This window comes from Flavobacterium branchiicola, assembly GCF_018383905.1.
Classification (GTDB): Bacteria; Bacteroidota; Bacteroidia; order Flavobacteriales; family Flavobacteriaceae; genus Flavobacterium; species Flavobacterium branchiicola.
Genome location: NZ_JAGYWA010000005.1, coordinates 38,939 through 65,905, shown reverse-complemented (window position 1 = coordinate 65,905; position 26,967 = coordinate 38,939). Strand labels below are relative to the sequence as shown.

25 protein-coding genes and 1 tRNA gene are annotated in these 26,967 nt (G+C 33.1%); 15 read left to right on the top strand and 11 right to left on the bottom strand.

Annotated features, from left to right (window positions below; genetic code table 11):
* Nucleotides 1-26: 26 nt before the first annotated feature.
* On the bottom strand, nucleotides 27-1,001 hold the full coding sequence (locus tag KHA98_RS13425; protein WP_213258449.1) for a polyprenyl synthetase family protein: 975 nt from the start codon (nucleotides 999-1,001) through the stop codon (nucleotides 27-29).
* Nucleotides 1,002-1,269: 268 nt separating this feature from the next.
* Between KHA98_RS13425 and KHA98_RS13420 the strand changes: the two genes are divergently transcribed.
* The 6 genes from KHA98_RS13420 (at nucleotide 1,270) to KHA98_RS13395 (ending at nucleotide 9,672) form a co-directional block, all read left to right on the top strand.
* Nucleotides 1,270-1,791, top strand: coding sequence for a YceI family protein (locus KHA98_RS13420; protein WP_213258448.1), 522 nt, complete (start codon nucleotides 1,270-1,272; stop codon nucleotides 1,789-1,791).
* A gap of 107 nt (nucleotides 1,792-1,898) precedes the next feature.
* Complete coding sequence (locus tag KHA98_RS13415) at nucleotides 1,899-2,498, top strand: TetR/AcrR family transcriptional regulator (protein ID WP_213258447.1); 600 nt, start codon at nucleotides 1,899-1,901, stop codon at nucleotides 2,496-2,498.
* A gap of 17 nt (nucleotides 2,499-2,515) precedes the next feature.
* Entirely contained in the window at nucleotides 2,516-3,847 is a 1,332-nt protein-coding gene (locus tag KHA98_RS13410) for a TolC family protein (protein ID WP_213258446.1), read from the top strand.
* A 9-nt stretch (nucleotides 3,848-3,856) separates the two neighbouring features.
* Nucleotides 3,857-4,924 (top strand): efflux RND transporter periplasmic adaptor subunit, encoded by a 1,068-nt coding sequence (locus tag KHA98_RS13405; RefSeq protein WP_213258445.1) that lies wholly within the window; start codon nucleotides 3,857-3,859, stop codon nucleotides 4,922-4,924.
* Nucleotides 4,925-4,989: 65 nt separating this feature from the next.
* Nucleotides 4,990-8,166 (top strand): efflux RND transporter permease subunit, encoded by a 3,177-nt coding sequence (locus KHA98_RS13400; protein WP_213258444.1) that lies wholly within the window; start codon nucleotides 4,990-4,992, stop codon nucleotides 8,164-8,166.
* 267 nt (nucleotides 8,167-8,433) lie between these two features.
* Nucleotides 8,434-9,672, top strand: coding sequence for a TCR/Tet family MFS transporter (locus KHA98_RS13395; RefSeq protein WP_213258443.1), 1,239 nt, complete (start codon nucleotides 8,434-8,436; stop codon nucleotides 9,670-9,672).
* Nucleotides 9,673-9,729: 57 nt separating this feature from the next.
* On the opposite strand, the gene KHA98_RS13390 is transcribed toward KHA98_RS13395, so the two are convergent.
* Nucleotides 9,730-10,167 (bottom strand): retropepsin-like aspartic protease, encoded by a 438-nt coding sequence (locus tag KHA98_RS13390; protein ID WP_213258442.1) that lies wholly within the window; start codon nucleotides 10,165-10,167, stop codon nucleotides 9,730-9,732.
* A 208-nt stretch (nucleotides 10,168-10,375) separates the two neighbouring features.
* On the opposite strand from KHA98_RS13390, the gene KHA98_RS13385 reads away from it, so the two are divergent.
* The 5 genes from KHA98_RS13385 to KHA98_RS13365 all read left to right on the top strand — a co-directional run bounded on the left by KHA98_RS13385 (nucleotide 10,376) and on the right by KHA98_RS13365 (nucleotide 16,360).
* Nucleotides 10,376-11,329 carry a tetratricopeptide repeat protein gene (locus tag KHA98_RS13385; protein WP_213258441.1) on the top strand — a complete coding sequence of 318 codons (954 nt, stop codon included), beginning with the start codon at nucleotides 10,376-10,378 and terminating at the stop codon, nucleotides 11,327-11,329.
* 158 nt (nucleotides 11,330-11,487) lie between these two features.
* A complete protein-coding gene (locus tag KHA98_RS13380) occupies nucleotides 11,488-13,137 on the top strand; it encodes a S41 family peptidase (RefSeq protein ID WP_213258440.1) in 1,650 nt (549 codons plus the stop codon).
* 225 nt (nucleotides 13,138-13,362) lie between these two features.
* A complete protein-coding gene (locus KHA98_RS13375; protein WP_213258439.1) occupies nucleotides 13,363-14,142 on the top strand; it encodes a TatD family hydrolase in 780 nt (259 codons plus the stop codon).
* Nucleotides 14,143-14,205: 63 nt separating this feature from the next.
* Nucleotides 14,206-15,342, top strand: a complete 1,137-nt coding sequence (locus tag KHA98_RS13370; RefSeq protein ID WP_213258438.1) for a 1-acyl-sn-glycerol-3-phosphate acyltransferase — start codon at nucleotides 14,206-14,208, stop codon at nucleotides 15,340-15,342.
* Nucleotides 15,332-16,360 carry an asparaginase gene (locus KHA98_RS13365; RefSeq protein ID WP_213258437.1) on the top strand — a complete coding sequence of 343 codons (1,029 nt, stop codon included), beginning with the start codon at nucleotides 15,332-15,334 and terminating at the stop codon, nucleotides 16,358-16,360. Before KHA98_RS13370 ends, KHA98_RS13365 begins: the two co-directional genes overlap by 11 nt.
* A gap of 154 nt (nucleotides 16,361-16,514) precedes the next feature.
* On the opposite strand, the gene KHA98_RS13360 is transcribed toward KHA98_RS13365, so the two are convergent.
* The gene (locus KHA98_RS13360) at nucleotides 16,515-17,762 is read right to left on the bottom strand and encodes an MFS transporter (RefSeq protein WP_213258436.1); all 1,248 of its coding nucleotides are present in this window, start codon (nucleotides 17,760-17,762) and stop codon (nucleotides 16,515-16,517) included.
* A gap of 90 nt (nucleotides 17,763-17,852) precedes the next feature.
* Here KHA98_RS13360 and KHA98_RS13355 point away from each other — a divergent pair, with 90 nt between their 5' ends.
* The 3 genes from KHA98_RS13355 to KHA98_RS13345 all read left to right on the top strand — a co-directional run bounded on the left by KHA98_RS13355 (nucleotide 17,853) and on the right by KHA98_RS13345 (nucleotide 20,290).
* Nucleotides 17,853-18,722: a LysR substrate-binding domain-containing protein gene (locus tag KHA98_RS13355; RefSeq protein WP_213258435.1), complete on the top strand. Its 870-nt coding sequence runs from the start codon at nucleotides 17,853-17,855 to the stop codon at nucleotides 18,720-18,722.
* Nucleotides 18,723-18,782: 60 nt separating this feature from the next.
* Nucleotides 18,783-18,869, top strand: a tRNA-Ser gene (locus tag KHA98_RS13350).
* A gap of 143 nt (nucleotides 18,870-19,012) precedes the next feature.
* Nucleotides 19,013-20,290, top strand: a complete 1,278-nt coding sequence (locus tag KHA98_RS13345) for a putative phage abortive infection protein (protein WP_213258434.1) — start codon at nucleotides 19,013-19,015, stop codon at nucleotides 20,288-20,290.
* Nucleotides 20,291-20,403: 113 nt separating this feature from the next.
* On the opposite strand, the gene KHA98_RS13340 is transcribed toward KHA98_RS13345, so the two are convergent.
* Nucleotides 20,404-20,817, bottom strand: coding sequence for a helix-turn-helix domain-containing protein (locus KHA98_RS13340; protein WP_213258433.1), 414 nt, complete (start codon nucleotides 20,815-20,817; stop codon nucleotides 20,404-20,406).
* Between the two features lie 164 nt (nucleotides 20,818-20,981).
* On the opposite strand from KHA98_RS13340, the gene KHA98_RS13335 reads away from it, so the two are divergent.
* A complete protein-coding gene (locus KHA98_RS13335) occupies nucleotides 20,982-21,158 on the top strand; it encodes a transcriptional regulator (RefSeq protein WP_213258432.1) in 177 nt (58 codons plus the stop codon).
* Between the two features lie 79 nt (nucleotides 21,159-21,237).
* Here KHA98_RS13335 and KHA98_RS13330 read toward each other — a convergent pair whose 3' ends face one another.
* The 7 genes from KHA98_RS13330 to KHA98_RS13300 all read right to left on the bottom strand — a co-directional run bounded on the left by KHA98_RS13330 (nucleotide 21,238) and on the right by KHA98_RS13300 (nucleotide 26,887).
* Complete coding sequence (locus KHA98_RS13330) at nucleotides 21,238-21,744, bottom strand: GNAT family N-acetyltransferase (RefSeq protein ID WP_213258431.1); 507 nt, start codon at nucleotides 21,742-21,744, stop codon at nucleotides 21,238-21,240.
* Between the two features lie 80 nt (nucleotides 21,745-21,824).
* Complete coding sequence (locus KHA98_RS13325; RefSeq protein ID WP_213258430.1) at nucleotides 21,825-22,784, bottom strand: nitrilase family protein; 960 nt, start codon at nucleotides 22,782-22,784, stop codon at nucleotides 21,825-21,827.
* 69 nt (nucleotides 22,785-22,853) lie between these two features.
* On the bottom strand, nucleotides 22,854-23,678 hold the full coding sequence (locus KHA98_RS13320) for a helix-turn-helix domain-containing protein (protein ID WP_213258429.1): 825 nt from the start codon (nucleotides 23,676-23,678) through the stop codon (nucleotides 22,854-22,856).
* Nucleotides 23,679-23,925: 247 nt separating this feature from the next.
* Nucleotides 23,926-24,675, bottom strand: a complete 750-nt coding sequence (locus KHA98_RS13315) for an SGNH/GDSL hydrolase family protein (protein ID WP_213258428.1) — start codon at nucleotides 24,673-24,675, stop codon at nucleotides 23,926-23,928.
* A gap of 58 nt (nucleotides 24,676-24,733) precedes the next feature.
* The gene (locus tag KHA98_RS13310) at nucleotides 24,734-25,162 is read right to left on the bottom strand and encodes a hypothetical protein (protein WP_213258427.1); all 429 of its coding nucleotides are present in this window, start codon (nucleotides 25,160-25,162) and stop codon (nucleotides 24,734-24,736) included.
* A 68-nt stretch (nucleotides 25,163-25,230) separates the two neighbouring features.
* Complete coding sequence (locus KHA98_RS13305; protein ID WP_213258426.1) at nucleotides 25,231-26,004, bottom strand: helix-turn-helix transcriptional regulator; 774 nt, start codon at nucleotides 26,002-26,004, stop codon at nucleotides 25,231-25,233.
* 100 nt (nucleotides 26,005-26,104) lie between these two features.
* Nucleotides 26,105-26,887, bottom strand: a complete 783-nt coding sequence (locus tag KHA98_RS13300; protein WP_213258425.1) for a DUF3050 domain-containing protein — start codon at nucleotides 26,885-26,887, stop codon at nucleotides 26,105-26,107.
* Nucleotides 26,888-26,967: the final 80 nt, after the last annotated feature.

Genomic DNA, 26,967 nt, shown 5'->3' with positions numbered 1-26,967 from the left:
GTCATTGACATTGTTATCGTGTTTTTTTAAACTTTTCTTCCCATTAAATTTTCGCCAAAAGTCCTTAGAATACTTTTCTTTTCAGTATTAATTTCCATTTTTTCTAAAGTTTCAAATGCTTTAAAAGTATACATTTCAATCGCGTCTTGCGTCGCTTTTGAAGCGCCTGATTCGTTAAAAATGGCTTTGGCAGTTTCTATTTTTTCAGAATTATCGTCTAATTGCAAGCGGAATAATTTTTCTAATTCTGTAGCTTTTTCAGGAGTTGAAAATTCTAATGCTTTTAGATATAAATACGTTTTTTTGTTTTCAATAATGTCGCCGCCAACTTGTTTTCCAAAAGTTTCCGGATCACCAAAAGCGTCCAGATAATCATCTTGCAATTGGAAAGCTAATCCTAAATTTAGTCCAAAATCATAGATTAAATCAGCTTCTTTTTCAGTTGTTTTGGCTACAATAGCACCCATTTTCATGGCTGCTGCAACTAAAACGGCTGTTTTATATTCAATCATTTTTAGATATTCCGGAATGGTAACATTGTTTCTTTCTTCAAAATCAACATCCCATTGTTGGCCTTCGCAAACTTCAAGCGCAGTTTTACTGAATAACTTGGCTAAATCTCTAAATACAGCCGGCTCATATTGCTCAAAATATTGATAAGCAAGAATCAGCATAGCGTCGCCAGACAAAATTCCGGTATTAATATTCCATTTTTCATGAACGGTAACTTCTCCTCTTCGCAAAGGTGCGTCGTCCATAATATCGTCGTGAACAAGCGAAAAATTATGAAAAACTTCAACAGCCATTGCTGCGGGAAGTGCTGTACTATAATCGGTGTCAAAAACCTCTGCAGCCATTAAAGTTAGTACCGGACGCATTCTTTTTCCTCCAAGTCCTAAAATGTATTCAATTGGTTCGTAAAGGTTTTTAGGTTCTTTTCGTATGCTTTGTTTTTTTAAATAAGTAATAAAAAAATCCTGGTACTGACTAATATCGTGCATAAAATGAAATTCTGATTTATGAGGCTCAAAGATACAATTCAATTATGAATAATTCCTTCTTAAAAGTTAAATGCTGATAATGATTTAATAAATAGTTTAGAGAACTCTCATTTTTAATCGGTTAAAATATTTTAAAAAAAACTTGGAAACTTTTTTGGTATTCTGAGTTTCCTGTCTATATTTGCACCGTTAAACGGAAACTGTAAACACTATAATAGTTTCCGTGAAAGATTTCGAGAATTTATAAACTCAATAAAATCAAATGCTTATGAAAACAACATGGACTTTAAATTCTAGTCAATCAGATGTTTTAATTAAAATGCGACATTCTATAATTGCTTATATGGGAGGAACTACTAATAAATTTGGTGGTTATGTAAACATAGAAGACAATGAAATTGAAGATGCGTCTGTAGAATTTTCTTTAGATATCAATAATAAGATTGACAGTTTTCAGCAAGTAGATACTAATTTACAACTTCAGGACTTTTTTGATGTAAATGAGCATCCGATTATTAGTTTTAAATCGACTTCTTTTCAAAAAATCAATAATAATATCAATTTTTTTAAAGGTGATTTAACAATTAAAGATGTTACCAAAGTGGTGGAACTTGATGCCGAATTTATTGGGGTTAATACTTACAACGGAGAAAGAAAAGTGGCTTTTGAAATTAAAGGAGATATTAAACGTCAGGATTTTGGTTTAGACTACAATTCATTTCATCACAACGGAGGCTTGGCACTTGGAAGAGATATTAAGCTTATTGCAAATTTAGAATTTAGCATATAAATCTTAAAGAATGAATAAGTTAATGTAAAATTATTACAAATATAGTGGAAACTATTTTTTAGCTTTTAGTTTCCGAAGTATATTTGCAATACAATTGGAAAGTCAAAATGAAAGATAAAATCATATCAAAAGCGAGCGAGTTGTTTTTAAAGCTCGGTTTTAAAAGTGTTACAATGGATGATATTGCAGGAGAAATGTGTATATCGAAAAAAACGATTTACAAATATTTCTGCAATAAAGAAGTTTTAATTGAAGAAAGTACTTCAATGGTTCACAAGCAAGTGCACGAGATAATTCGAACTATTGTGGCCAAAGATTACAATTCAATTCAGGAGAATTTTGAAATTAGAGAAATGTTTCGTGATATGTTTAAAAACAATATAGACACTTCTCCGATTTATCAGCTCAAAAAACATTATCCGGAAATCTATCAAAATGTACTGTCATACGAAATTGAGCAATGTACACAGTATTTTAGAGTTAATATAGAAAAAGGAATTCGTGAAGGATTGTATCGTCCGGATTTGAATATTGATATCTATGTTAAATTTTATTACACTTTAATTTTTCATATTAACGAAACTACAATTTCAGAAAAAGAAGCACAGGAAATAGAATTAGAAGCTCTTGAATATCACACCAGAGCTATGGCAACTGAAGAAGGAATAAAGGAATTAGAAAAACAACTTAAAAAAATTACCGCTTAATCGTCAATCTATAATTTATGAAAAAAATAATTGTAATACTTTTGTGTACTCTTGGCCTGTCAGCCAATGCACAAGTCACTTTAACCTTAAAAGACGCGCTTAATTATGCGCTTCAAAATAAAGCCGATGCTAAAAAGGCAAAATTACAGGTTGAAAACAGCGAATACCAAATTCAGGAAATTCGTTCCAGAGCTTTGCCACAAATTCATGCAAACGGAAATCTGACTTACAATCCAATTTTACAAACCAGTGTAATTGATGGAGGGTCTTTTGGTCAGCCGGGAACTAGTATTCAGGCAACTTTTGGTCAAAAATGGACATCGGGAGCAGGGGTTAATTTGACACAAGCTTTGTTTGATCAATCTGTTTTTACCGGATTGAGAGCTGCAAAATCTACACGTGAATTTTATCAAATAAACGATCAGTTAACAGAAGAACAAGTAATTGAAAGAGTAGCAAACAATTATTACTCAGTTTATGTACAACGCGAAAGATTAATATTATTAGATAGTACTTACTTAAATACTACTAAAGTTCATGATATTGTAAAAGGACAATTTGATAATGGTTTAGCTAAAAAGATTGATTTAGATCGTATCGTGGTAAAATTATCAAATATTGATACAGACCGTCAACAAGTTATAAATCAAATTACTTTACAGGAAAATGCATTGAAATTCTATATGGGTATGCCGATTGAGACTCAAATCGTGATCCCTAAAGAAGAATTTGAAGCAGTTCCGGCAGCATTAACAGAAGTTCCAAATGTTGAAAACAGAACTGAATATTTGCTTTTGAAAAAACAAGAAGAATTATTAGTGTTTCAAAAGAAAGCAGTTCAGGCTGAGTATTATCCAAAACTTTCTTTGACTGCAGGTTATAATTTTATTGGTCAGGGTCCTGAGTTTCCTCTTTTTGCGAAACCGTCTTCAGGTGTTTACTGGTCAGATTATTCAGGAATCGGATTGAATTTAAGTGTGCCAATCTTTACAGGTTTTGGAACTCGTGCAAGAGTAAGACAGGCTGATGTAGATATCAGAACACTTCAGGAAGATATGAAAGATACCAAGCTATCTCTTGATCTGGATTATAGAAATGCAATGGCACAAATTGATAATAACCTTGTGACTATTGGAAATCAACAAGAAAATATGCGTTTAGCTCGTGAAATTTTGAGCGATACAAAAAATAACTATCTGCAAGGTTTAGCATCTTTAACCGATTTATTAGATGCAGAAAATGCACATCAGGAAGCTCAGAATAATTATACCAGAGCTGTATTAAATTATAAAATTGCCGAAGTGGCATTAATCAAATCAAAAGGCGAACTAAAAACTCTTATTAAATAACTAATTACAATGAAGAAAACTATTATAACAATCGTAATCATAATCGCAGCTTTGGGTGTGATTGGATATGTTTTAAATAACAATAAGAAAGAAAATAAGGCGAAAACTGATATTGTTGCAGAGAAAAATGCTGCGGTTTCTGTAAAAGTTACTCCTGTAAAAACAGAAGAAGTTTCTTTAGATTTCGTTGCAAACGGAAACTTTGCTCCAATTCAGGAATTGACTTTCTCTGCTGAGAAATCAGGTAAAGTAATTAGTGTTTTAGCTAAAGAAGGTGACTACGTTCATGTTGGTCAGACTTTATTAACAATGAGAGGTGATATTATTAATGTAAGTGCACAACAAGCTCAGGCAGTTTATCAAAATGCAAAGTCTGATTATGCACGATATGAAAATGCTTTTAAAACAGGTGGTGTTACAAGACAACAATTAGATCAGGCAAAATTAGCTTTAACTAATGCAGAATCTAATTTAAAACAAGCAAACATCAATGTTGGAGATACAAAAGTAAAAGCACCAATCAACGGATTTATCAATAAAAAATATATCGAGCCAGGATCAATTCTTACTGGAATGCCTGCAACAGCTTTGTTTGATATTGTAAATGTTTCTAAATTAAAATTAACAGTTACTGTAAACGAAAATCAGGTTGCAAGTTTAAAAAAGGGAGATAACATTAATGTTACAGCAAGTGTTTATCCAGATAAATCATTTACAGGAAAAATTACATTTATCGCAGCAAAAGCAGATGAAAGTTTAAACTTCCCGGTTGAAATTGAAATTATCAATAATTCAAGTAACGACTTAAAAGCAGGTATGTACGGAACAGCAAATTTTGCGTCTAAACAGCAAAAACAAAACCTTATGGTGGTTCCTAGAAATGCATTCGTAGGAAGTGTAAGCAGTAATGAAATTTTTGTTGCTGAAAACGGTGTTGCAAAATTGAAAAAAGTAACTGCTGGAAGAATTTTAGGAGATCAGGTAGAAATCATCAACGGATTATCTGATGGTGAAAAAGTAATTACTACAGGTCAGATTAACTTACAAGACGGAAATACAGTAGAAATTATTAAATAAGCCGTAAGCTGTAAGCTATAAGCCATAAGCTTATTGCCTAAAGCCTAAAGCATAAAGCCAAAGAAATGAAATTAGCCGAAATATCCATAAAACGTCCGTCGTTAGTAATTGTATTGTTTACAATTCTGACTCTTGGTGGATTGTTCAGCTACAGCCAACTGGGCTACGAGCTGATCCCAAAATTTGAACAAAACGTTATTACAATTTCTACTGTTTATCCTGGAGCTTCTCCAAGTGAGGTTGAAAATACCGTAACCAAAAAAATTGAAGATGCGATTGCATCCTTAGAGAATGTAAAAAAGATTGACTCGAAATCTTATGAGAGTTTGTCTATTGTTTCGATAACATTGACATCAAATGCAAAAGTCGATTTCTCACTAAATGATGCGCAGCGTAAAATTAATGCCATAATTAGTGATTTGCCAGATGATGTAAAAACACCGGCACTGACTAAATTCTCGCTGAGTGATTTACCAATTATGACCCTTGGTGCCAATGGTAAAATGGATGAAGCGGAGTTTTATGACTTAATTGATAAAAAAGTTGCTCCAATTTTGTCTCGTGTACAAGGTGTGGCGCAGGTAAATATTATTGGTGGTTCTGAGCGTGAAATTCAGGTAAATCTTGACGCTGTAAAAATGCAGGGTTACGGACTTTCTGTTCCTCAGGTACAACAAAATATATTGACTTCAAATCTGGATTTCCCAACAGGAAACATTCAGACTCGTAATCAGAAAATATTAATTCGTTTAGCGGGTAAATATAAAAGCGTTGAAGAATTAAGAAACTTAGTAGTTTCTTCTCAAAACGGAATTCAAATTCGTTTAAGTGATATTGCCGATGTTCAGGATACACAAAAAATTGCTGAAAAAATATCACGTGTAGATCAAAAAAGTGCCATCGTTTTACAAATTGTAAAACAATCAGATGCAAATGCGGTGGCGGTAAGTGAGCACTTGTTGAAAACTATTGCAGTTCTTGAAAAAGATTATAAAGAGAATCAACTTAAGCTAGAAGTTGCAAAAGACAGTACAATCTTTACGCTTGAAGCAGCAGATTCTGTTGTTCACGATTTATTGATTGCAGTTATTCTGGTAGCATTTGTAATGTTGTTCTTCTTGCACAGTATTAGAAACTCGTTGATCGTAATGGTATCTATTCCTGCATCGTTGATTGCAACGTTTATCGGAATTTATTTAATGGGATATACATTAAACTTAATGAGTTTATTAGGATTATCTCTTGTTGTTGGTATTCTTGTGGATGATGCGATTGTGGTATTAGAGAATATTTACAGGCACATGGAAATGGGTAAAAGCAGAATCCGTGCGTCTTATGATGGAACTGCAGAAATTGGAGGAACAGTAACTTCGATTACATTGGTAATTGTGGTGGTATTCTTGCCGATCGCGATGAGTTCTGGATTGGTATCAAACATTATTACACAATTCTGTGTTACGGTAATTATCTCAACGATGTTATCATTGTTGGCTTCGTTTACTATTATTCCTTGGTTATCATCTCGTTTCGGAAAATTAGAGCATATTGAAGGAAAGAATTTATTTGGAAGAATTATTCTTGGTTTCGAAAGCTATTTAACACGTTTCACGGATTGGGTTTCTCATTTGTTGACTTGGTGTTTAGATCATTATGTAAAAACATTTATTGTCGTAATTATATTGTTCCTTGCTTCAACCGTTGGGTTAATGGGTGGAGGTTTCATTGGAGGAGAGTTCTTTGCTTCTTCTGATAGTGGAGAGTTCTTAGTTCAAATCGAGATGCCAAAAGATGCTTCGTTAGAACAAACCAACTTCATGACACAAAAAGCAGAAGCATTTTTGAAAGCTCAGGAATATGTTCACAGTCAAATTACAACGGTAGGACAAACTTCTGAAGGTTTTGGAGCATCACAAGCTACGGCTTACAAAGCAGAGATCGACGTAAAAATGATTGAGCAAAAAGACCGTACTGATGACGCGAACGTTTATGCAGCAAAAATCAAACGTAAGTTAGAAAAAGTATTAGTTGGAGCAAAAGTTAAAACAGTTCCTGTAGGTATCTTAGGTACTGCCGAAGATGCAACTTTAGGATTAATTGTAACGGGTCCTTCAACAGAAGCAGCAATGGCATTTGCTAAATTAGCGGAAGCAGAATTACGTACAATTCCTGGAACAACAGAGATCAAATTAACGGTTGAGGACGGAAATCCTGAAATTAACGTTAAAGTAGACCGTGATAAAATGGCTGCTTTAGGCTTAACACTTCAAACAGTTGGTTTAACGATGCAAACTGCTTTTAGTGGAAACACAGATGGTAAATACAGAGCTGGAGAATACGAGTACGATATCAACATCAGATACAATGCATTCGACAGAAAAAGTATTACTGACGTTAGTAATTTGATTTTCATCAATGCTGCAGGACAACAAATTAAATTGTCTCAGTTTGCTGATATTACCGAAGGTTCTGGACCTTCTCAGTTAGAGCGTAGAGATAAATCTGCGTCTGTAACCGTAAAAGGGCAAAACGTTGGGGTTCCTTCTGGAACAATTGTTCAGCAATGGCAAGTGAAATTAGATAAATTGAAAAAACCAGCCGGAGTAAACTACATCTGGGGTGGTGACCAGGAGAACCAATCGGAAGGATTTGGTACTTTAGGAATCGCTTTATTGGCCGCTATTATTTTGGTTTACCTTGTAATGGTGAGTTTGTATGACAGTTTCGCGCATCCATTCGTAGTATTGTTTGCTATTCCGCTTTCGTTTATTGGTGCGATGATGGCATTAGCATTAACAAACAACTCTTTAAACATCTTTACCATTTTAGGTATCATTATGTTGATTGGTCTGGTATGTAAGAATGCGATCATGCTTGTCGATTATACCAACCAAAGAAGAGCAGCTGGTGAATCAATCAGAACGGCATTAATTCAGGCGAATCACGCTCGTTTACGTCCGATCTTGATGACAACAATTGCGATGGTATTTGGTATGTTCCCAATTGCATTAGCATCTGGAGCTGGAGCTGAATGGAAAAACGGATTGGCTTGGGTAATTATTGGAGGATTAATTTCTTCTTTATTCCTAACCCTGATTGTAGTTCCTGTAATTTATAATATCATGGAGAAATTAATTCATAAATTCTCTAAAGGAGAAAAAATCGACTACGAAGCTGAAATGCATGCAGACTATGTGCATACAGAATTAAGCGAAGACGGTTTTAACCCAAAACATACGCACTAATTGATTTAATTTTGATTTGAAAATCCCAGATTCCTTAATTGGAATTTGGGATTTTTTTTATTGATTTTTTTAATTTTTTTCACGTGGATTACATTAGAAAAAATCTTTGTTTATCTGCTAAAATCCTTTTTAAATCTGCGTGAAAAAATTATAAGCAGTTTTAATGAAATTGTCAGTTTCGTACAATTGGAATTTGGATTTTTTTTATTGGAATTTAAATTAAATATCGGCTTTTTCGTTTATTTGCATCACCTTACTAATACCACTATGTTACAAAAAAATAAATCTGCGGCAATTGGTTTCATTTTCATAACCATGTTAATTGACATTACCGGATGGGGAATTATTATTCCTGTAATTCCAAAATTAATCGAAGAATTAATTCATGGTGATATTAGCGAAGCCGCAAAAATTGGTGGCTGGTTAACCTTCGCGTATGCGATAACTCAATTTGTATTTGCACCCGTTATCGGAAATCTGAGCGATAAATTCGGAAGAAGACCTATTATTCTGATTTCACTTTTTGGATTTTCTCTGGATTATCTTTTGCTTGCTTTTTCACCAACAATTCTTTGGTTGTTTATTGGTAGGATTATAGCAGGAGTTACCGGAGCTAGTATAACAACAGCGTCTGCTTATATTGCAGATGTAAGTACAGCTGAAAACAGAGCGAAAAACTTTGGTTTAGTTGGAGCCGCGTTCGGATTAGGATTTATTATCGGTCCCGTTATTGGTGGTTTATTGGGGCAGTACGGTTCAAGAGTTCCGTTTTATGCAGCAGCCGTTTTATGTATGGTTAATTTTTTATATGGATTTTTCATTTTACCAGAATCTCTTAAAAAAGAAAACAGAAGAGATTTTGACTGGAAACGTGCCAATCCGGTCGGAGCGATTTTAGGTTTAAAAAAACATCCGGAATTAATCGGATTAATTTCTGCAATATTCCTTTTGTATGTAGGTTCGCATGCCGTACAAAGTAACTGGAGTTTCTTTACCATATACCAATTTAATTGGGATGAACGAATGATCGGAATTTCATTAGGAATTATAGGATTATTAGTTGGAGTAGTGCAAGGAGGATTAGTTCGATATATCAACCCAAAAATAGGAAACGAGAAAAGTATTTACATTGGTTTAGCTTTATATACAATCGGAATGTTATTATTCGCCTTTGCAACAGAAAGCTGGATGATGTTTGTGTTTTTAATCCCATATTGCCTTGGCGGAATCGCTGGTCCTGCATTACAATCTGTAGTAGCCAGTAAAGTATCACCAAGTGAACAAGGAGAAATTCAGGGAACTTTAACAAGTTTAATGAGTGCATCTTCTATAATTGGTCCGCCTATGATGGCCAATACCTTTTACTTTTTTACCCACAGTGATGCGCCTTTTAAATTTGCCGGAGCACCATTTATTTTAGGTGGATTTTTGATGTTGTTAAGTACATTAGTTGCTTATTTTTCATTAAAAAAACATACAGTTCCAAAAGTAGAAACCAACAAATAAGAATAGTATAAACAAAAGAGTCTTCATTATAATGAAGACTCTTTTTATTTGAAATTTCTATTTAAGGTATAGATAATGGTTAAAATAATCAATAATCGCTTTTCCCTGCAATAAAACATCAGCACCAATAATACCGTGAACCGGTTTTGCTTTAAAGGATTCTAAAGCTTCATTTACATGCGAAAGATCAAAAATTACAATACTGAAATCTTTGTTTTTCCAGCTTCCCAATTGCAATTTATTTTCAGAAGAAATTTGTGTTTTCATTCCCGTTCCGCCAGCGCCCGAAGCTTTGGTTTTTGATTTTTTTGCTGCCAGTTCAAAACGTTCAATACTTTCAAACCCAATACAGGTATTTGAAGCTCCTGTATCTAAAATGAAATTTCCGGATATACCATTGATTTTGGCTTTAATCTGAAGATGCTGCGTTTTGGTAACCTTAAATTTTATTTTTTTGTATTTCTCTTTTTTGAGAACTGCGTGAAGATTTTCCATTTTAGATAATGATTGAATATCAAAAATAAGCCAATTAGAATCAAAAAACTAGCGATATAATAGATATAATTTCCTGATTTTTTCTTCATAAAAATAAAACCGAAAAAAGTATTTTTAAATCTTATACAAAGCTGATTTAGTAAATGTTATCGCATATTTAAAATTATTTAAGATTCTTTTTTAACTTTATAAGATCAAAAGTTTTTTTATGGATAAAATTAAAACACATAGCGACCAAAAGTATATTGATGGAATCGCTTCAAATGATTCAGAAATTATAGAATCAATTTATGAGAAGTTTGTGCCCAAAGTCGTTTTTTTTGTTCTCAATAATTCCGGTGATAAAGAAAAAGCCAAAGCAGTAGTAGAAGAAGTTTTGTTGCTGCTTTTTAATCAGGCTAAATCAAAGGGATTAAATCTGAAATGTTCATTTGATACTTACTTTCTCTTATTATGCAAAAGAAAATGGCTCAAAGAGTTTAAAAAAATATCTAATGAAGGTGTAACAGTTCATGAAGATGTGATCTCTATAAATGAATCGGCACTGGAATTAATTACCCAGACTGAAGATTTTGAACTTCAGACAGAAAATATAGCTGGATTTGAGCAGGAAAGACAAGCATTTAAAGAAAATCTTGCCGAGATTTCAGAAAATCATTTTAACAAGAAGCCAAAAGCTGCAGGTTTAAAACCATGGTATTTTGCGGTTGCAGGATCGATTATTATTTTGTTCGGATTATTCTTTTTTAATTACAACCAGAATCCGGTTTTTGCAGATTACAACGATCCCGAACAAGCTTCATTTGCCGAAAGAGGAAGTGAAGGCGGCCCTTTAAAACAAGCAGAAATGGAATTTAACAGTAAAAGATATTCGTTGGCAATTCCGCATTTTGAAGCCGTTCTCGAAAAAGGGAAAACACCCGAAATACAATATTTCTACGGAATCTCTTTATTAGAGCAAAGTCAGTATTTAAAAGCCGAAGAAGTTTTTAATGAATTAAAATCAGGAGATTCTCCTTACAAAGAAAAAGCAATCTGGTATTTGGCATTATCCAAACTAAAACAAAGAGACTATGATTCCTGCAAAAGACTGTTGCAAACCATTTCTCAGAATTATGAAGATTATGATGAAGTTCAGGATCTTTTAGATGCTTTAGGCTAGAAACTCTTTATAATAAAGTTGAAAACAAAATAGTAAAAAAAAACATACTTTTTTTACGTAAACCCGTAATCGAATTTGGATTTTTAAATCTAAATTCGATTTTTATTTTATACCACTAACAAACCAAAAACAAACTATTATTTTATCCTATTTGTTCAATGCAAAAAGCTATTTTACTTTTCCTTATTCTATTCTATCAAGCCCTCTTTGGCACTACCAAAATTACCGAAACCGAAAAACTCACCGCAACCTGCAAAGTCTGGGGATTCCTGAAATATTATCATCCAAAAGTTGCTGGCGGAGAAGTAAATTGGGATGAACAGCTTCTGGAAAAACTTCCTAAAATTGAAAAAGCCCAAACCAAAGAAGAGTTTTCCTTAATCTTAGAAAATTGGATTGACGATTTGGGGGCGATAAAAGAAATTGCGCCAATCATCATTCCAAAAGAGGTGGAAATTTTTGATAAAAACTTCGATTTAAGCTGGTTTAATAATAAAGTATTTTCTAAAAAACTTTCAAAAAAACTAAAATTTATCGAAGAAAATAGATTTCAGGGTTCACAGTATTATGTTGAGAAACATGACGCAGATAATATTTTTGTTAAAAATGAAGATTTTCAAAATTTAAAGTATGATGAATTAAATTCAAGGCTTTTAGGGATGTTTATGTATTGGAATTTAATAGAATATTATTTTCCATATAAATATCATATGGATAAAAAATGGGATGTATCGTTAACAGAAATGTTACCTGCTTTTATAGCATCAAAAAATGATGAGGAGTTTTACAATGCAATGGAAAAATTGTCAGCCAGACTTAATGACAGTCATGTTGTTTTTAATCGATATTCAGATGAAAAAAAAGAAAGAAAATTTTTTCCATTTAAGTCAAAGATTATTGATGAAAAATTGGTCGTAACAGAAATTTTGGCTGATAGTCTTGCTCAGGCGGAGAATATAAATGTTGGTGATGTTATCACTAAAGTGAATGATAAAACGATTGCAGAAATTATTGCAGAACACCGATTAAATGTAAGTGCTTCAAATGAATCCCGATATTTAAAAGATGTTGCCGAATTAATTGAATCAGGATATACAGTTTCTGCGAAATTAGAATTTTTAAAAGATTCAAAATACTCTTCAAGAGTATTACAATATTATGAATATCGCGATTCTCATAGAAATGAGTTCATGAAAAGCGCTCCTAAAAAAGTAAAGTTTAAAATGCTGGATAAGAATATTGGTTATGTCAACATGGGCAATTTAAAAACGATACATGTTCCTTTAATGATTGAAAAATTAATGTCGGCCAAAGCTATTGTATTTGATATGCGTAACTATCCAAATGGAACTTTCGAAGAGGTTTCATCATTTTTAAATAATGAAGAAAAACTATTTGCCATTTACACCGCACCATATTTGAATTATCCTGGAAAATATAGATGGGTAGAAGGAACAAAATCAGGCGCAAATAATAAAAACAATTACAAAGGTAAAGTGATAGTTTTATTAAACGAATGCTCAATAAGTCAGTCAGAATGGACTGCAATGTGTTTTCAGACAGCGGAAAATACGACTATTATTGGAAGCCAAACTGCCGGTGCAGATGGAAATGTCAGTGATTTTGATTTAATGAAAGCCTTTTATTCAAGATTTACGGGACTAGGTGTTTACTATCCAGACCGCAGAGAAACACAAAGAATTGGAATTGTTCCTGATATTGAAATAAAACCAACCATAAAAGGAATTCAGGAAGGAAAAGACGAGGTTCTAGATCGCGCTTTACTGTTTATCGAAAGTGGAAAATAATATTTTTAAATTCCAATAAATAAAATCCAAATTCTAAATTTGTTTTCTAAAACCTTTGTCAAAGTTTTAAACTTTTACAAAGGTTTTTTTAGTTTTAATAAAGAAAAAAATCCGCTAAAATCCGCGTTTTCACGAAGTGAATCCGTTAAATCCGTGTCCCATTTCACACGAAATTGCTATTCTTTTAATATTGTCGTAATTTTGACCGCTTTAAAATTTAGACAATTGAATTCAACACCAATAATTACCGATACACACACCCATTTATATTCTGAAGAATTTGATCAGGATCGCGATGAAATGATTCAGCGTGCTATAAATGCCGGGATTACACGTTTTTTTGTTCCTGCAATCGATGCTGCAGCGACACAATCAATGTACGATTTAGAAAAAAACTATCCTGATAATATATTCCTGATGATGGGTTTGCATCCCACTTACGTGAAAGACAATTATCTGGACGAACTCGCGCATGTTGAAGCCGAATTGTCTAAACGAAAATTCTACGCCGTTGGAGAAATCGGAATCGATTTATACTGGGATAAAACACATTTAAAAGAGCAACAAATTGCTTTTAAAAGACAAATTCAATTAGCAAAACAATACAAATTACCTATTGTAATTCATTGCCGTGAAGCATTTGATGAGATCTTTGAAGTGCTTGAAGAAGAAAAATCTGAAGATTTATTTGGGATTTTTCATTGTTTTTCCGGAACTTTAGAACAAGCATTGCAAGCGATTTCTTATAATATGAAATTAGGAATTGGTGGCGTTGTTACATTTAAGAACGGAAAAATTGATCAGTTTTTAAATCAAATCGATTTAAAACATATCGTTCTCGAGACAGATTCGCCTTATTTAGCGCCAATTCCGTACAGAGGAAAACGAAATGAAAGCAGTTATCTGGTCAATGTTATAACCAAGTTGAGCGATATATATAATGTTTCTGCCGAAGAAATTGCAGCAATTACAACTCAAAACTCAAAAGACGTTTTTGGGATTTAACTATGACCTTACAAAACTTTAATTTTTTTTTTGTTCTTTTGCCCACTTAAACCCAAATAAATAATGCAGAAATTTGATGCCATTCGACCGTTTTATGATTCCGAAATAAATGAAGCACTTCATGGTGTTGTCAATCATCCGATGATGAAGGCCATGATGAATTTTACTTTTCCGGAAGTAGAAGATGAGGTTTGGAAGGATCAGCTTAAGAAAACACATTCGATACGTGATTTTCAGTGCAACTTTATTTACAATACAATTCAGAAAGTTCTGGAGAGAAGTTCTGAAGGCTTAACAACTTCCGGTTTTGAAAAACTGGAAAAAAACACGTCTTATTTATTTATCTCCAATCACAGAGATATTCTTTTAGATACTACTTTACTAAACGTCTGTTTGTTTGAGCACGGTTTAGTTATGACAGCTTCGGCAATTGGAGACAACCTGGTTAAAAAAGCTTTCCTGTCAACATTAGCAAAATTAAACAGAAACTTTTTGGTTTTAAGAGGATTAACACCTCGTGAAATGTTGCAAAGTTCTAAATTACTTTCAGAATACATCGGACAATTATTGCTTCGCGAAAACCGTTCGGTTTGGATTGCTCAAAGAGAAGGAAGAACAAAAGACGGAAATGACGAAACCAATCCCGGAGTTTTAAAAATGATCGGAATGGGATCTGACGAACCTAATTTAATGGATTACTTCAAGAAATTAAAAATCGTTCCGGTTTCTATCTCTTACGAATATGATCCTACCGATGTTCTAAAAATGCCACAATTAATGGCAGAAGCAAATAACGAAGTTTACATTAAAGAAAAAAACGAAGATTTCATGACCATTTTAAGTGGTGTTATGGGAACTAAGAAAAGAATACATATTTCAGTTGGAGACGTTTTGGATACAGAAATTGACCAGATTGTTGCCGAGAATGATAACGCCAACAAGCAAGTTCAGGCATTAGCTCAGGCAATTGATGATTCGGTTTTAAAGAATTACCAATTATGGCCAACTAATTTTATTGCTTACGATATTTTGAACAAGACAGATAGATTTGCTCACAAATACAAAGACAGTGAAAAATCACTTTTTGAGCGTCGTTTAGAAATGCGTATCGGAAGCGATAATCCAGTAACAAGACAAGGATTTTTAGCAATGTATGCCAATCCGGTTGTGAATAAATTGAAATATCAGGATGTCATCTAAAGCGAATATACTTTTGATATATACCGGTGGAACCATTGGTATGAGCAAAGATTTTGAAACCGGAGCACTTAAAGCCTTTAATTTTAGTAAATTATTGCAAAAGATTCCCGAAATCAAACAACTAGATTGCGAGATCGAAACCGTTTCATTTGAAGAGCCTATAGATTCATCCAACATGAATCCTCAGGAATGGACAAAAATTGCAGAACTTATCGAAGAAAATTACACTTCTTTTGATGGTTTTGTGGTACTTCACGGTTCAGATACAATGTCATATTCTGCTTCAGCATTGAGTTTTATGCTGGAGAATTTAGCAAAACCGGTCGTATTTACAGGTTCTCAATTGCCAATTGGGGATTTACGTACCGATGCTAAAGAAAATTTAATTACAGCAATACAAATTGCTTCACTTCAGGAAAACGGAAAACCGGTTATCAATGAAGTGTGTTTGTATTTTGAATATAAATTATACCGCGGAAACCGAACTTCAAAAGTAAATGCCGAACATTTTAGAGCTTTTACAGCGCCAAATTACCCTGAATTGGTAGAATCCGGAGTGCATTTAAAATTAAATTCGCATTTATTTCTTCCCGTAAAAAAAGACGCCGAATTAATTGTCCATAAAAATTTAGACAATCACGTTGCGATAATCAAAATGTTTCCCGGAATGAGCGAAACCGTTTTGGCTTCGATTCTGTCTATTAAAGATTTAAAAGGAATTATTTTAGAAACCTACGGATCTGGAAACGCTCCAACCGAAGATTGGTTTTTAAATTTAATCGAAAAAGCAATCCAATCCGGAATGCATATCGTAAACGTAACTCAATGTTCTGGCGGAAGCGTGAACATGGGACAATACGAAACAAGCACAGCCTTGAAATCTTTAGGAGTTATTTCCGGAAAAGACATTACGACAGAAGCCGCAATTACCAAATTAATGTATTTGTTGGGACATAATATTCCGCAAAACGAATTCAAAGACGTTTTTGAAACCGCACTTCGTGGGGAAATATCGTAAACATAAATTCCAAATTGGTTTGCGGTCAATAACTTTGTCAAAGTTTAAAACTTTGACAAAGTTGAGCAGTCGCCTGTTCGCTATCGCTCGGGTCTCCTTCGTCAAAATGACAAGTTTGCGGACAATTGGAATTTGGAATTTTTTGTATTGGAATTTACTTTTCCAAGTTCGGATTTCTATAATGAACCGGACAAGTCTCCAATTCCTCTGAAGAACTGTGTTTTTTATAATACACATAAACAATCACCGAAATAATACAAATTACACCCTGAATCGCAACCGTATGACGTGTTCCGATAATGTGAGAAACATATCCGATAATTAAACTTCCCACAGGAATCATTCCCTGATAAGCCATTAAGTAATAACTAATACTTCTGGATCGCATGCTTACAGAACTTTGTGTCTGAACAAAAATATTTATCGATGAGGTTTGCGCCATCATTCCCACACCGCTCAAGGCCATGCAAATAAGCGCAATGGTTAAACTGTTTGAGTAAGCAAGAATGATAATACTAAAACCTAATAATAAACTCGCAGCGATCATGATTTTATTCATATTATCGGCTTTTTTAAGATTTGCCAGATAGATTGCTGATATAATCGAACCAATTCCGGCAGCACTTTCAAACCAACTGAAAGTTTGTGCATTTCCGCTAAAGATATCCTTAGCAAAAACAGGCATTAATGTGTTGAAAGAAATAACAAATAAACTACTGCACATTAACATTAAAAGCATTCTAGCCATTTCGGTTTCTTTTTTCACATAATCCAGACCTTCAAGAAAATCATCGAGCATTTTAAATTTATCCTCAGCTTTGATGTGCGGTGTAATTTTCATCATCAAAAGCGAAATCAAAACCGGAATATAACTCAGGAAGTTTCCAATAAAACAAATATCTTCACCGTAATTGTGCAGAATAATTCCGGCTAAAGCAGGACCAGCAATACGTGCAAAGTTGTTTAGAGTAGAATTAAGTGCAACGGCATTTGGGAGATCTTCTTTATTGTCTACAATATCAATCATCATCGTCTGGCGACAGGTCATATCAAAAGCATTGATAATTCCCTGAAAAAGACTTAATGCCAGAATAAAATTGATGTTGTAGATTTTTAAATAAAGCAGCAAAGCCAAAGCTCCAGCCTGAAGCATCGCCAAGGATTGCAATAAAATCATGGCTTTGTGTCGGTCATAACGGCCAATAATACTTCCGGCCAAAGGTGCCAGAAACAAAGACGGAATCATACTTAAAAACGTAGCTAAACCCAATAAAAATACAGAACCCGTAATACTGTAAACCATCCAGCTTACAGCGGTTTTTTGCAACCAGGTTCCGATTACCGAAACGGATTGCCCATAAAAGAATAACTTGAAATTTTTTGATTTTAACGCCTTAAACATGACCCGGATTATTTAATACAAAGGTCGGGATTATGATTACATTAGAAAAATTAATAATTTTACTGATAATAAGTAGTAAAACTTATCAATATGGAAATATATCAGTTAGAATATTTTATTAAAACGGCTGAGGTTTTGCATTTTACCAAAGCCGCCGAATTGTGTTTTGTAACGCAATCAGGGCTTTCGCAGCAAATTAAAAAGCTAGAGGAAGAACTGGGAATGCCTTTGTTTTTTAGGATTGGAAAAAAAGTGCAGCTTACAGAAGCCGGTTCTGTTTTTTTAATTCACGCCAAAAAAGTGGTCGAAAATGTAGAAAATGGAAAACAGGCGATCGAAGATTTGAATGAAATGATTGGAGGCGAATTGCGAATAGGAGTTACCTACATTTTCGGATTATTGATTCTGCCTGTTATCAATGCGTTTGCTAAAACCTATCAGCACCTTAAAATTGTGGTTGAATATGGCACTACAGAAGCATTAGAACAGAAATTAATTCACAATGAATTCGATTTGGTTTTAGTTATTTCTTCTCACGAAATAGGACTTCCAATTCAGAAAGTGCCTTTGTTTACCTCACAAATGGTCATGGCGGTTTCAAAATCACATTCTTTGGCTAGCTTAGATAAAATTGCTTTTAAGAAAATAGAAGAAATTCCGCTAGTGCTTCCGGGAAAAGGTTCAAATTCGAGAGAATTTGTGGAGGAGCTGTTTGCAAAAAACAAAATGAAACCTAAAATCTCGATTGAATTAAATTCGATTCATGCTTTATTGCAAATGGTTCAGGACAGCGATTGGGCAACTATAGTGGCCGAAAAAGCACTAAAAGGCTGGGACGATCTTAAAGCGATACAAATTACGGGAGTTGCAACACGACGAGATTCGTTTATGTTAACGATGGAAGGATACCAAAAAAAGGCTGTAAAGCTGTTTATGGAAGAATTTAGAAAAAGTATCTAAAGGATTATTGTATTTTACTTTTGTAAGTCACTTTTTTTAGGTTTATTTGCAAACCTAATTAGAGAGGTGTCCGAGTGGTTTAAGGAGCTAGCCTGGAAAGCTAGTATATGGGTAACTGTATCGAGGGTTCGAATCCCTTCCTCTCTGCAAAATAAAACCCTGCAATTTCATGAAAATAAAATTGTAGGGTTTTTTTATGTTTTTTAATTTAATATGTTTCTTTTGAGGTTTAATTCTGATGACTTCAAGATTGTTCTAAAGTTTATTATAAATCTAATGATTAAATAAAAATGAGTTTTGTTTCGATAATTATATTTTTGACGAGTATTATTGTGGTTGTGTTTTCTTATATTTTATTTTTTAAATCCAATAATAGATTGTTAAAAGCGGCTCTTTTTTTTGTAATTGTCTTCTTGTTGTTACTTGGGTTTACTTTATACAATGGCATTATTGAATTAAGTAAAATTAAAGATTATTCTAATCTTGGTTCATCAGGTGATTATATAGGAGGACTCCTAAATCCTTTAATAGCAGTATTTGCAGTATTTGCGGCAGGATTTGCTTTTTACGCACAATATGATGCAAATAAGTTAGTGCAAGAACAATTTACATTGCAACAGTTTGAAAGTCAATTTTATGAAATGCTTCATTTGCATAGAGAAAATCTTAACGAAATGATTATTGAAGGTTACAGTTTCGAATATATTGATGATGACAAAAGTAAAGAAGGAGATCCTAAATCAAAAAAAGAAAAAATTACCTCGGGAAAGAAGGTTTTTGTAACTATGTTAAAGGAATTTGAAGCTTTATATTTTATAAGTGAAAAGATTTTCTTTAGTTACTATAAAAATCAACCAGAAAAGATATCAATATTAGAAAGTAATACTGGCAGTCAATTAATTTTTGGAAGTGCTTACAGCTGTTTCTTTAATGGGGCTACATTGTGTAAAAAAACAATGAAAAAACATTTAAAAGAAGATAATACAGGATTATTATGTGAGGGTTTAATTGATAAGCTCATAAAAGAATTAAAAGCAAAAAGAGATGGGCACACGAAAGGCATAAAAAAAATTACAGGATATAGTTTAATAAAAGGTTTAAAGACAAATAAAAAAATTAAAAATGAACTTATGCTGAGTTTTAATTTTAAGCCTTTTACTGGACATCAATCAATTTTAGCCCATTATTACAGGCATCTATTTCAAACGGTTAAATTTGTAGTAAAACAAAATGAATCAATAGTATCTTATGAATCAAAAAGAGATTATTTGAGAATTTTGAGATCTATGATGTCAAATCATGAACAGATTCTTTTGTATTATAATTGGATTGCCGGATTTGGAGATGCTTGGGAAGAAAAGATAATAGAAAATAGAAAAGAAAAAAAAGGAAATTTTTTCTTAACGGATTATAGAATGGTTCATAACATTCCTGATGAAATGATTCTGGATGATTTTAAACTTAATAATATTTTTACAGATGAATATTTATATTTTAGGTATGAGAAGAATCGAAAAACTAAAGATTCATTATTTGAATTAATAAATCTTACAAGTAGAAGCTTGTAGGGTTTTTTGTAACTATGTTGTTTTTCAATAATTAAATAATTAAAGATATTTATTTGAATAAACAAAAAAGCGATCTTGTACATAAGATCGCTTTTTTGTTTCTATTTTTGAATTTATTTCCCTTTCAGTAAATTCTCCAAATACTCTATTTTATCTTTTTCAGACTGTAGCAAACGCTCATAAAGTTTTTCTTTCTCTTCATAAACTTCAATCAATTTATCAAGTGGATTGAATGTACAGTGATTTGCGTGTATGGCTCCAGAGTTAGTGCTATTATCATAAAAACTTGAGAAGTAATTAATCATATTTTCTTCCGTAAAATTTTGAATTGCTTCAACGCTTACGCCAAGAGCTTTTGCAACTTGTTTTAGTTTCTCATCGTCAATAGTTTCGCTGTTTTCCATAGCTGAAATTGCTTGCTGATTTGTTCCCAAAGCCTGTGCTAAAGCTTCTTGTTTCATGTCTTTAAGTTCACGAATGCGGCTTATTTTTCGCCCTATATGATATGGTTTTGTTGTTGCGCTCATAAATCAAAGATATTTAAAATTTTAGAGAAAAATAGATTTTAGTAAAAAACAGGCTTGTATTTGTAAGATACGGTTTTCATTATTGATACAAAAATACGTTTTTTGATATTATTTTTTATAAGAAAATATTTACTATTTTTACGTTTTATCAAAGCGAAAGAATTATGGAAATCAAAAATCAAGTATTAGACGCTATAAAAAAAGCGGCACAGCCTGTAAATGCAGGTAAAGTAGTTGAATTAACAAAACTGGATCGTAAAGAAGTAGATAAAGCAATGAAAAAGCTGAAGGATGAAGGTTTAATAGTTTCTCCTAAACGCTGCTTTTGGGAAGCAAAATGAGTTTTATAAACGTCAATTTTAGATTGAAATAAAAAAACCTTAAAAGTGATTTTAAGGTTTTTTTGATTTGAATGTATTTTTAAAGTTTAATCTCAAATAAACTAAAAGAACCTTCTTTGTAATGTTCCGGTAATTCTGGCGTCCATTCTATTGTGCTTATTCCTTTGTATTCAAAACCACAACTGGTGTAGTATTTGTTTATTCTTTCGTTGCCGCTGTGTGTATCCAGACGAATATATTGTTTACCATTTTCTTTGGCGTAAACTTTTGCCCATTCAACAATTTTTTTGACGTACGATTGCCCTCTGAATTTTGGGTTTGTTGCAATTCGATGCAAATAAATTGCCGGATCTGCAGCAGCTTCTTTCCAGATAATAGCATCATTAAAAGTAAGTACAAAAGTACAGGCAACTTCGTCGTTTTCTTTGATTACGAAATGACGGTTTTCGGCAATTTCTTTTTCAATCAGCGATTTTTCAAAACCTCTCCAACTCTTATTATTGACTGTTTTTTGATAAGATGTAGCTTTGTTATAAATATCGAAAACAGCATCGATATCAGTATTTGTTGTTTTAAGGAATTGCATTGTAGGGGATTTTATTCTGTAAATTATTCTATTACCAAAGATAGATTTTTGAGAAGTAAAAGTCTTTTTAATTTTTAGTTTTAACTTTTTTCATCGGTATTTAACCAAACCACATTTTGCTCTGAGTGATGATTTTGTCCAATAATATCTTTGTATAAATTTGGTCTTCTTGCTTTTATATAACGGCTTCCTCCAGCCTGTGTGCATTTCTCTGGAGTAAGTATTGCAGTTGCAAAAGAATCTTCAAAAGAACGGCATTCGGCAATTACGTCGCCAAAAGGATCAACAATCATCGAACATCCATTTTTTAACTGGTCGTCATCCATACCAATCGGGTTCGAAAAAACAGCATAAATGGCATTGTCGTAAGCTCTTGCCGGGAGCCATTTCATTAGCCAGTCGCGGCCTTTCATTCCGTCAAATTCTGATCTTAGTGAAGTGGGATCGCTTTCTCGGTTTTCCCAAAGTTCAGGAGCAACAAAACCTGCACCGGGACGGGTAGAAGGTGTACACATCGTAACGTGCGGCATAAAAATGATATCGGCGCCCAGAAGTTTTGTAGCGCGAACATTTTCGATAATATTATTGTCGTAACAAATAAGAATACCGCATTTCCAGCCCTCGATTTCAAAAATGCAATATTCATTTCCGGGAGTAAGATGTGGGTTTATAAAAGGATGTAGTTTTCTATATTTTGCCACTAAACCATTTTTATTGACACAAACATAAGCTTTGAATAAATTGTCGTTTTCATCTTTTTCAAAAAGCCCTGCCAATATAGTGATGTTGTTGTTTTTGGCAATTTCGGTAAGTTTTAAAATACTGTCTCCATCGGGAATAAATTCGGCCAAATCAAGCATTTGTTCTTTTGATAATTTTCGGGCAAAAGTATATCCCGTTATAGAGCATTCATGAAATGCAATTACATCGCAGCCTTTAGCTGAGGCTTCTTTAGAAAGTTTTTCGATTACAGATAAATTGTACTTTTTATCACCGCTTTTGTTTTCGAATTGTGCGGTTGCTATTTTTAGATTTTTCATTTTATTCACTATTAATGAAATTCAAAAATAGTGCTTGTCGTATTTTATAAATTGTATAAAACCGACATTTTAAAGTTTGTTTTTCGGAAAGGTTTCAATGAAGTTGTTCGCTAGTTTTCCGGTATTGTTAGAATATTCTTTTGGAGTTATTCCGGTATGTTTTTTAAATTCCCGGATTAAATGTGACTGATCAGAAAATCCTGTCTGATAAGAAAGTGAGGTAAGGCTGGTTTCCTGTTCTTTACTTTTTAAGAGTTTTAAAAAGTGATGTAATTTTATAATATTGCCAAATTTTTTAGGGTTTAAGCCCACGCATTCGGTAAACTTTCGTTCAATATGTCTTTCTGTATATCCGGTATAATTCACCAATTGGCTTAAAGAAAATTGTCCGTTGTTTTTGGTTATAAAATCCAGCGAAGCATTTGCAATAAGTTGATTGGTTGTTGCTTTTTTTGTTTCAAGCTGATAAAAAAACTGATTCAGGAGATTTATCTTGTCCTGAATTGTAATTTGTCCGGCTAATTTTTCCTGAAGTTCAACAGCTTTTTTGCCAAAAATAGCATCGATGCTAATGATAGAATCTCGTAATTCGCTGCCGTTAATTCCTAATAAATGATTGATACCGTTGGGCTGAAAAACGACAATTACAATTGCCATTTCTTCAGTAGAATAAATGTCTTTAAAGCCATTTAATTGTCCGTATAGAAAAGAACTTGGTAAACAATTTTGTGCATTATAATTGACAGAACCAGATATTAATTTGCTTTTTAGCGTAAATACAACACCAGTATTACCATCAGAAAATAAGCGGAGTTTTTGGATACTGCCTTTATTTTCTAAAAAAAGATAATGCTTGATATAAGGCGTTAGTTCTTTTATTGGTAAGACTTGCATGGTTTTTTGTTGATTAACAAATGTACCTAATTTTAAAATAGTGGTGTGTTAATGGTTTTTTAAATTGAAAGTAAGGATTAGGACTTAACTAAAGTTCTTGAAAAAACCAAGACATCTAATCTAGCCCCGATAGGAATGATATCCTTTTATGGTCTCGTTTCTTTAACGAGATCATAAAAGATATAATGGATAGCGGGACTAAACTTGTTTTGTAAATGGAATATTCTGCTCCTGAACAAAAGAAAAACTAATCCTGAAGAATCATTTTTACTTTTGGCAGCATGCGGTCGACAAACATTTTATAAGCCTTTTCAGAAGGATGTAAGCCGTCTGAAGCCACTAAACCGGAATTATTGAATCCTTGTCTTGTAATATCTGTTATAGAAATAAAAGTGACGTTTTTAGCTATGCAGAAAGTCTCGGCAACAGCGTTGTAGTGATTTATCTCATTAGAGATTTTTGTTCGGTTTGCATCGGTATAATTTGCGGCAAATGGCGTATAAGTATAATCGGGAATCGAAAGTACAATTACATTTTTGCTGTCGCCTTTTGCCAGGGCAATTGCTTTGTTTAATAGTTGTGGAAATTCTTTTTCGTAGACAGAAAAGTCTAAATGCTGATATTGATTATTAACACCAATTAAAAGCGTTACTAAATCATAATTTGAGTCAGGGTTTTGCTTGTTAATTGCCGAAATTAAGTCGCCCGTTGTCCAGCCTGTAGTTGCAATTACTTTTAATGAAAAAGAGGTTTCAGGAAAAGTTGTTTTTAAACTTGTTTTGAGTTGCTCCGGATAGCGGCAGGTTTCGCAAACGCTTTGACCAATTGTGTAACTATTGCCCAATGCCAGATAATTTATTGATTTTGAAACAGGATTAACCGGCGGATCTACAGGTTTGGGAGTTCCTGAATTTTCTGAGTTTGAATCGTCACTGCTGCAACTCAATAAAAATACTGAAAGTAGTATCGTAACTATTTGTGTGAAATGAGTTTTCATGATTTTGATGCATTAATTGTAAGGCCATTTTAAACAAATAGTTACGTTAAATAGCTCGTTATGGTTTTCCGGCTTCGTTATAAATATTTCTTTCTATAGTAATGTTTAATCTTGTAAACATTTCAGCAATATCAAAACCTTCTTTTTTATATTCGGCCTGAACGATTTCTTTTGCTTTTTTTAGAACAATTTCGTTTTCCCAAATTGCAATGGTCATATAAATTAGATTTCCTTTTTCATCTGTACGTTCGTAAGCGTCATCTTTTATAAATCCATTTATTTGTTTTATGATGTTTCTGTTAATGCTTACTCTTTTCAGGAATTCTTGTTTGGATTTTTCGGGTACGATAAATTTATCAATAAAGATCTGTTTCATGTTTTCTGATTTTTTGGTTTCAGTTTGTGAATTAATACTTGCTGTTTGTGCATTTGCTTTGTAGCTAAATAAGCTCAGACAGACGATTCCGATTAAAAGATTTGTTTTCATAGTTCTCCATTTTTGTTGAAGTAAAATTGAGAATTGTGGAAACTAAATCATTGTAAAAAATCATTGATTTACCAAAAAGAAGGAAAGCTGAAAAACTCGGTTGGAGTTTGTCCTGTAAATAGTTTAAAATCTTTATTAAAATGCGGCTGATCAAAATATCCTGCATCAATTGCCAGATCGATGAGGTTTTTATTATGTTGTTTCTGGTCGATAATTGCTTTTATCCGAATAACATTGCAGAATTGTTTTGGCGATGATCCGATTGTTTTTCTGAATCTTTTTTCGAAAGCGTCCTGACTGATAAAAAGCGTGTCGGCGAGTTCTTTTATTTTGACAATTCCTTTTTTGCCCTGAATGATTGAGATAGCGGCAGAAATTAATTGATCTGGTTTATAGTTGTACAATTTAGATAATAGAAATTGTTCTATAATGGCAATTTTTTGATTGTTGGTTTTTGCTTCGGCCAGAAGTTCTTCTATCAGGTTTATTTTTTGCTGCGGAATAAAATTATCAAGTGAAACACTTTCTTCAAATAATTCATGAAGCGGTTCTTTAAAAAAGGCTGTTGCTCCGGCTTCTTTAAATAGAACAACCAGAGTGGTTGTATCTTTAGCATACTGAATTAAACGTACTGATTTGCGAATTCCCGAAATGGTAGAAACGGGTAGTTTGTTATGATGATTTTCGGTGATATAATTAACATCTCCTTTGCATCTAAAAGCGATTGTAAGCGAAGTACCAGGCAAAACCCGATTAACTAATTCGTCCTGACTTTCGATAATTCTATACGTCTTTATGAAAGGTTTTAATGGTTCTGTTGGACTGAAATCTACAATTTTCATGTTGTATCTGGTTTACAATCAGGGAATACCAAAGATACGGAAAACAATTTGGTTTGTTTTTAAAATAAAAAACGAGGTAAAAAATACCTCGTTATCATTTTTAGACCATTTCTGCTTTCATAATAATTTCTTCTTCAATAGCATTCCAGAGTCCAATACGTCTTTCTAAGGCAAGAATCGAAACTTCTTCTACTTCTTTCCATTTTTGTGCATCATCTTCACATAAATCTGTAATCATTTGCATTGCCATTGGCCCGTGCTCATCTGCATCTAACTCTATATGTCTTTCAAAATAATAAAGTAGTTTTTTCAAATCGACTTCCGGAAGGTTTTTCTGAAAGTTTTTAAGGATTTCAGTAAACATACTCGGGATAAGATCTTCTCTTCCAAAAGTAAAGGCAGCGGCAATCTGATGCGGTTTTCCTTCTTCAATAACTCTAAAAGTAAAATCAAGAAATGCTTTTATTTCCGGGTGTAATGAACTTTGTTTTATGGCAACAAAAATATTATGAAGCGAATTTACTTCGCTTAGGAATTTATCAATTTCTGTTGTATTTGCGCCACAATCCTGCATGGCTTCAAGATACATTTCATAATGACTTTGTCTTCTTCCGTCGATACTTAAATCGGTTTCTTCGGCAAGAACAATTTCATTGATTAAATATCTTGTTTCAGGGTTTTTAGTAGCAAACCAAGGTGTTGTTGTACAGGTAAGTTTAGTTTGTAATGCTTTTAATAAGGACATAAAATCCCAAACTGCAAAAACGTGATTTTCTACAAAGCTATGTAGATCGTCAAGTGTCTGGATTTTACCGTATAATGAATGTTTTAAAAGTTGCTCTTTTTGAGGTTGAATGCTATTGTGTATAGTTTCAATATTCATGAATATGTAAATTTTAGTGCAAAGATAAAAAGCTTCTTGTTTAGAAGAAGCTTTTTAAATTGTTTTTGTATATATTTTAA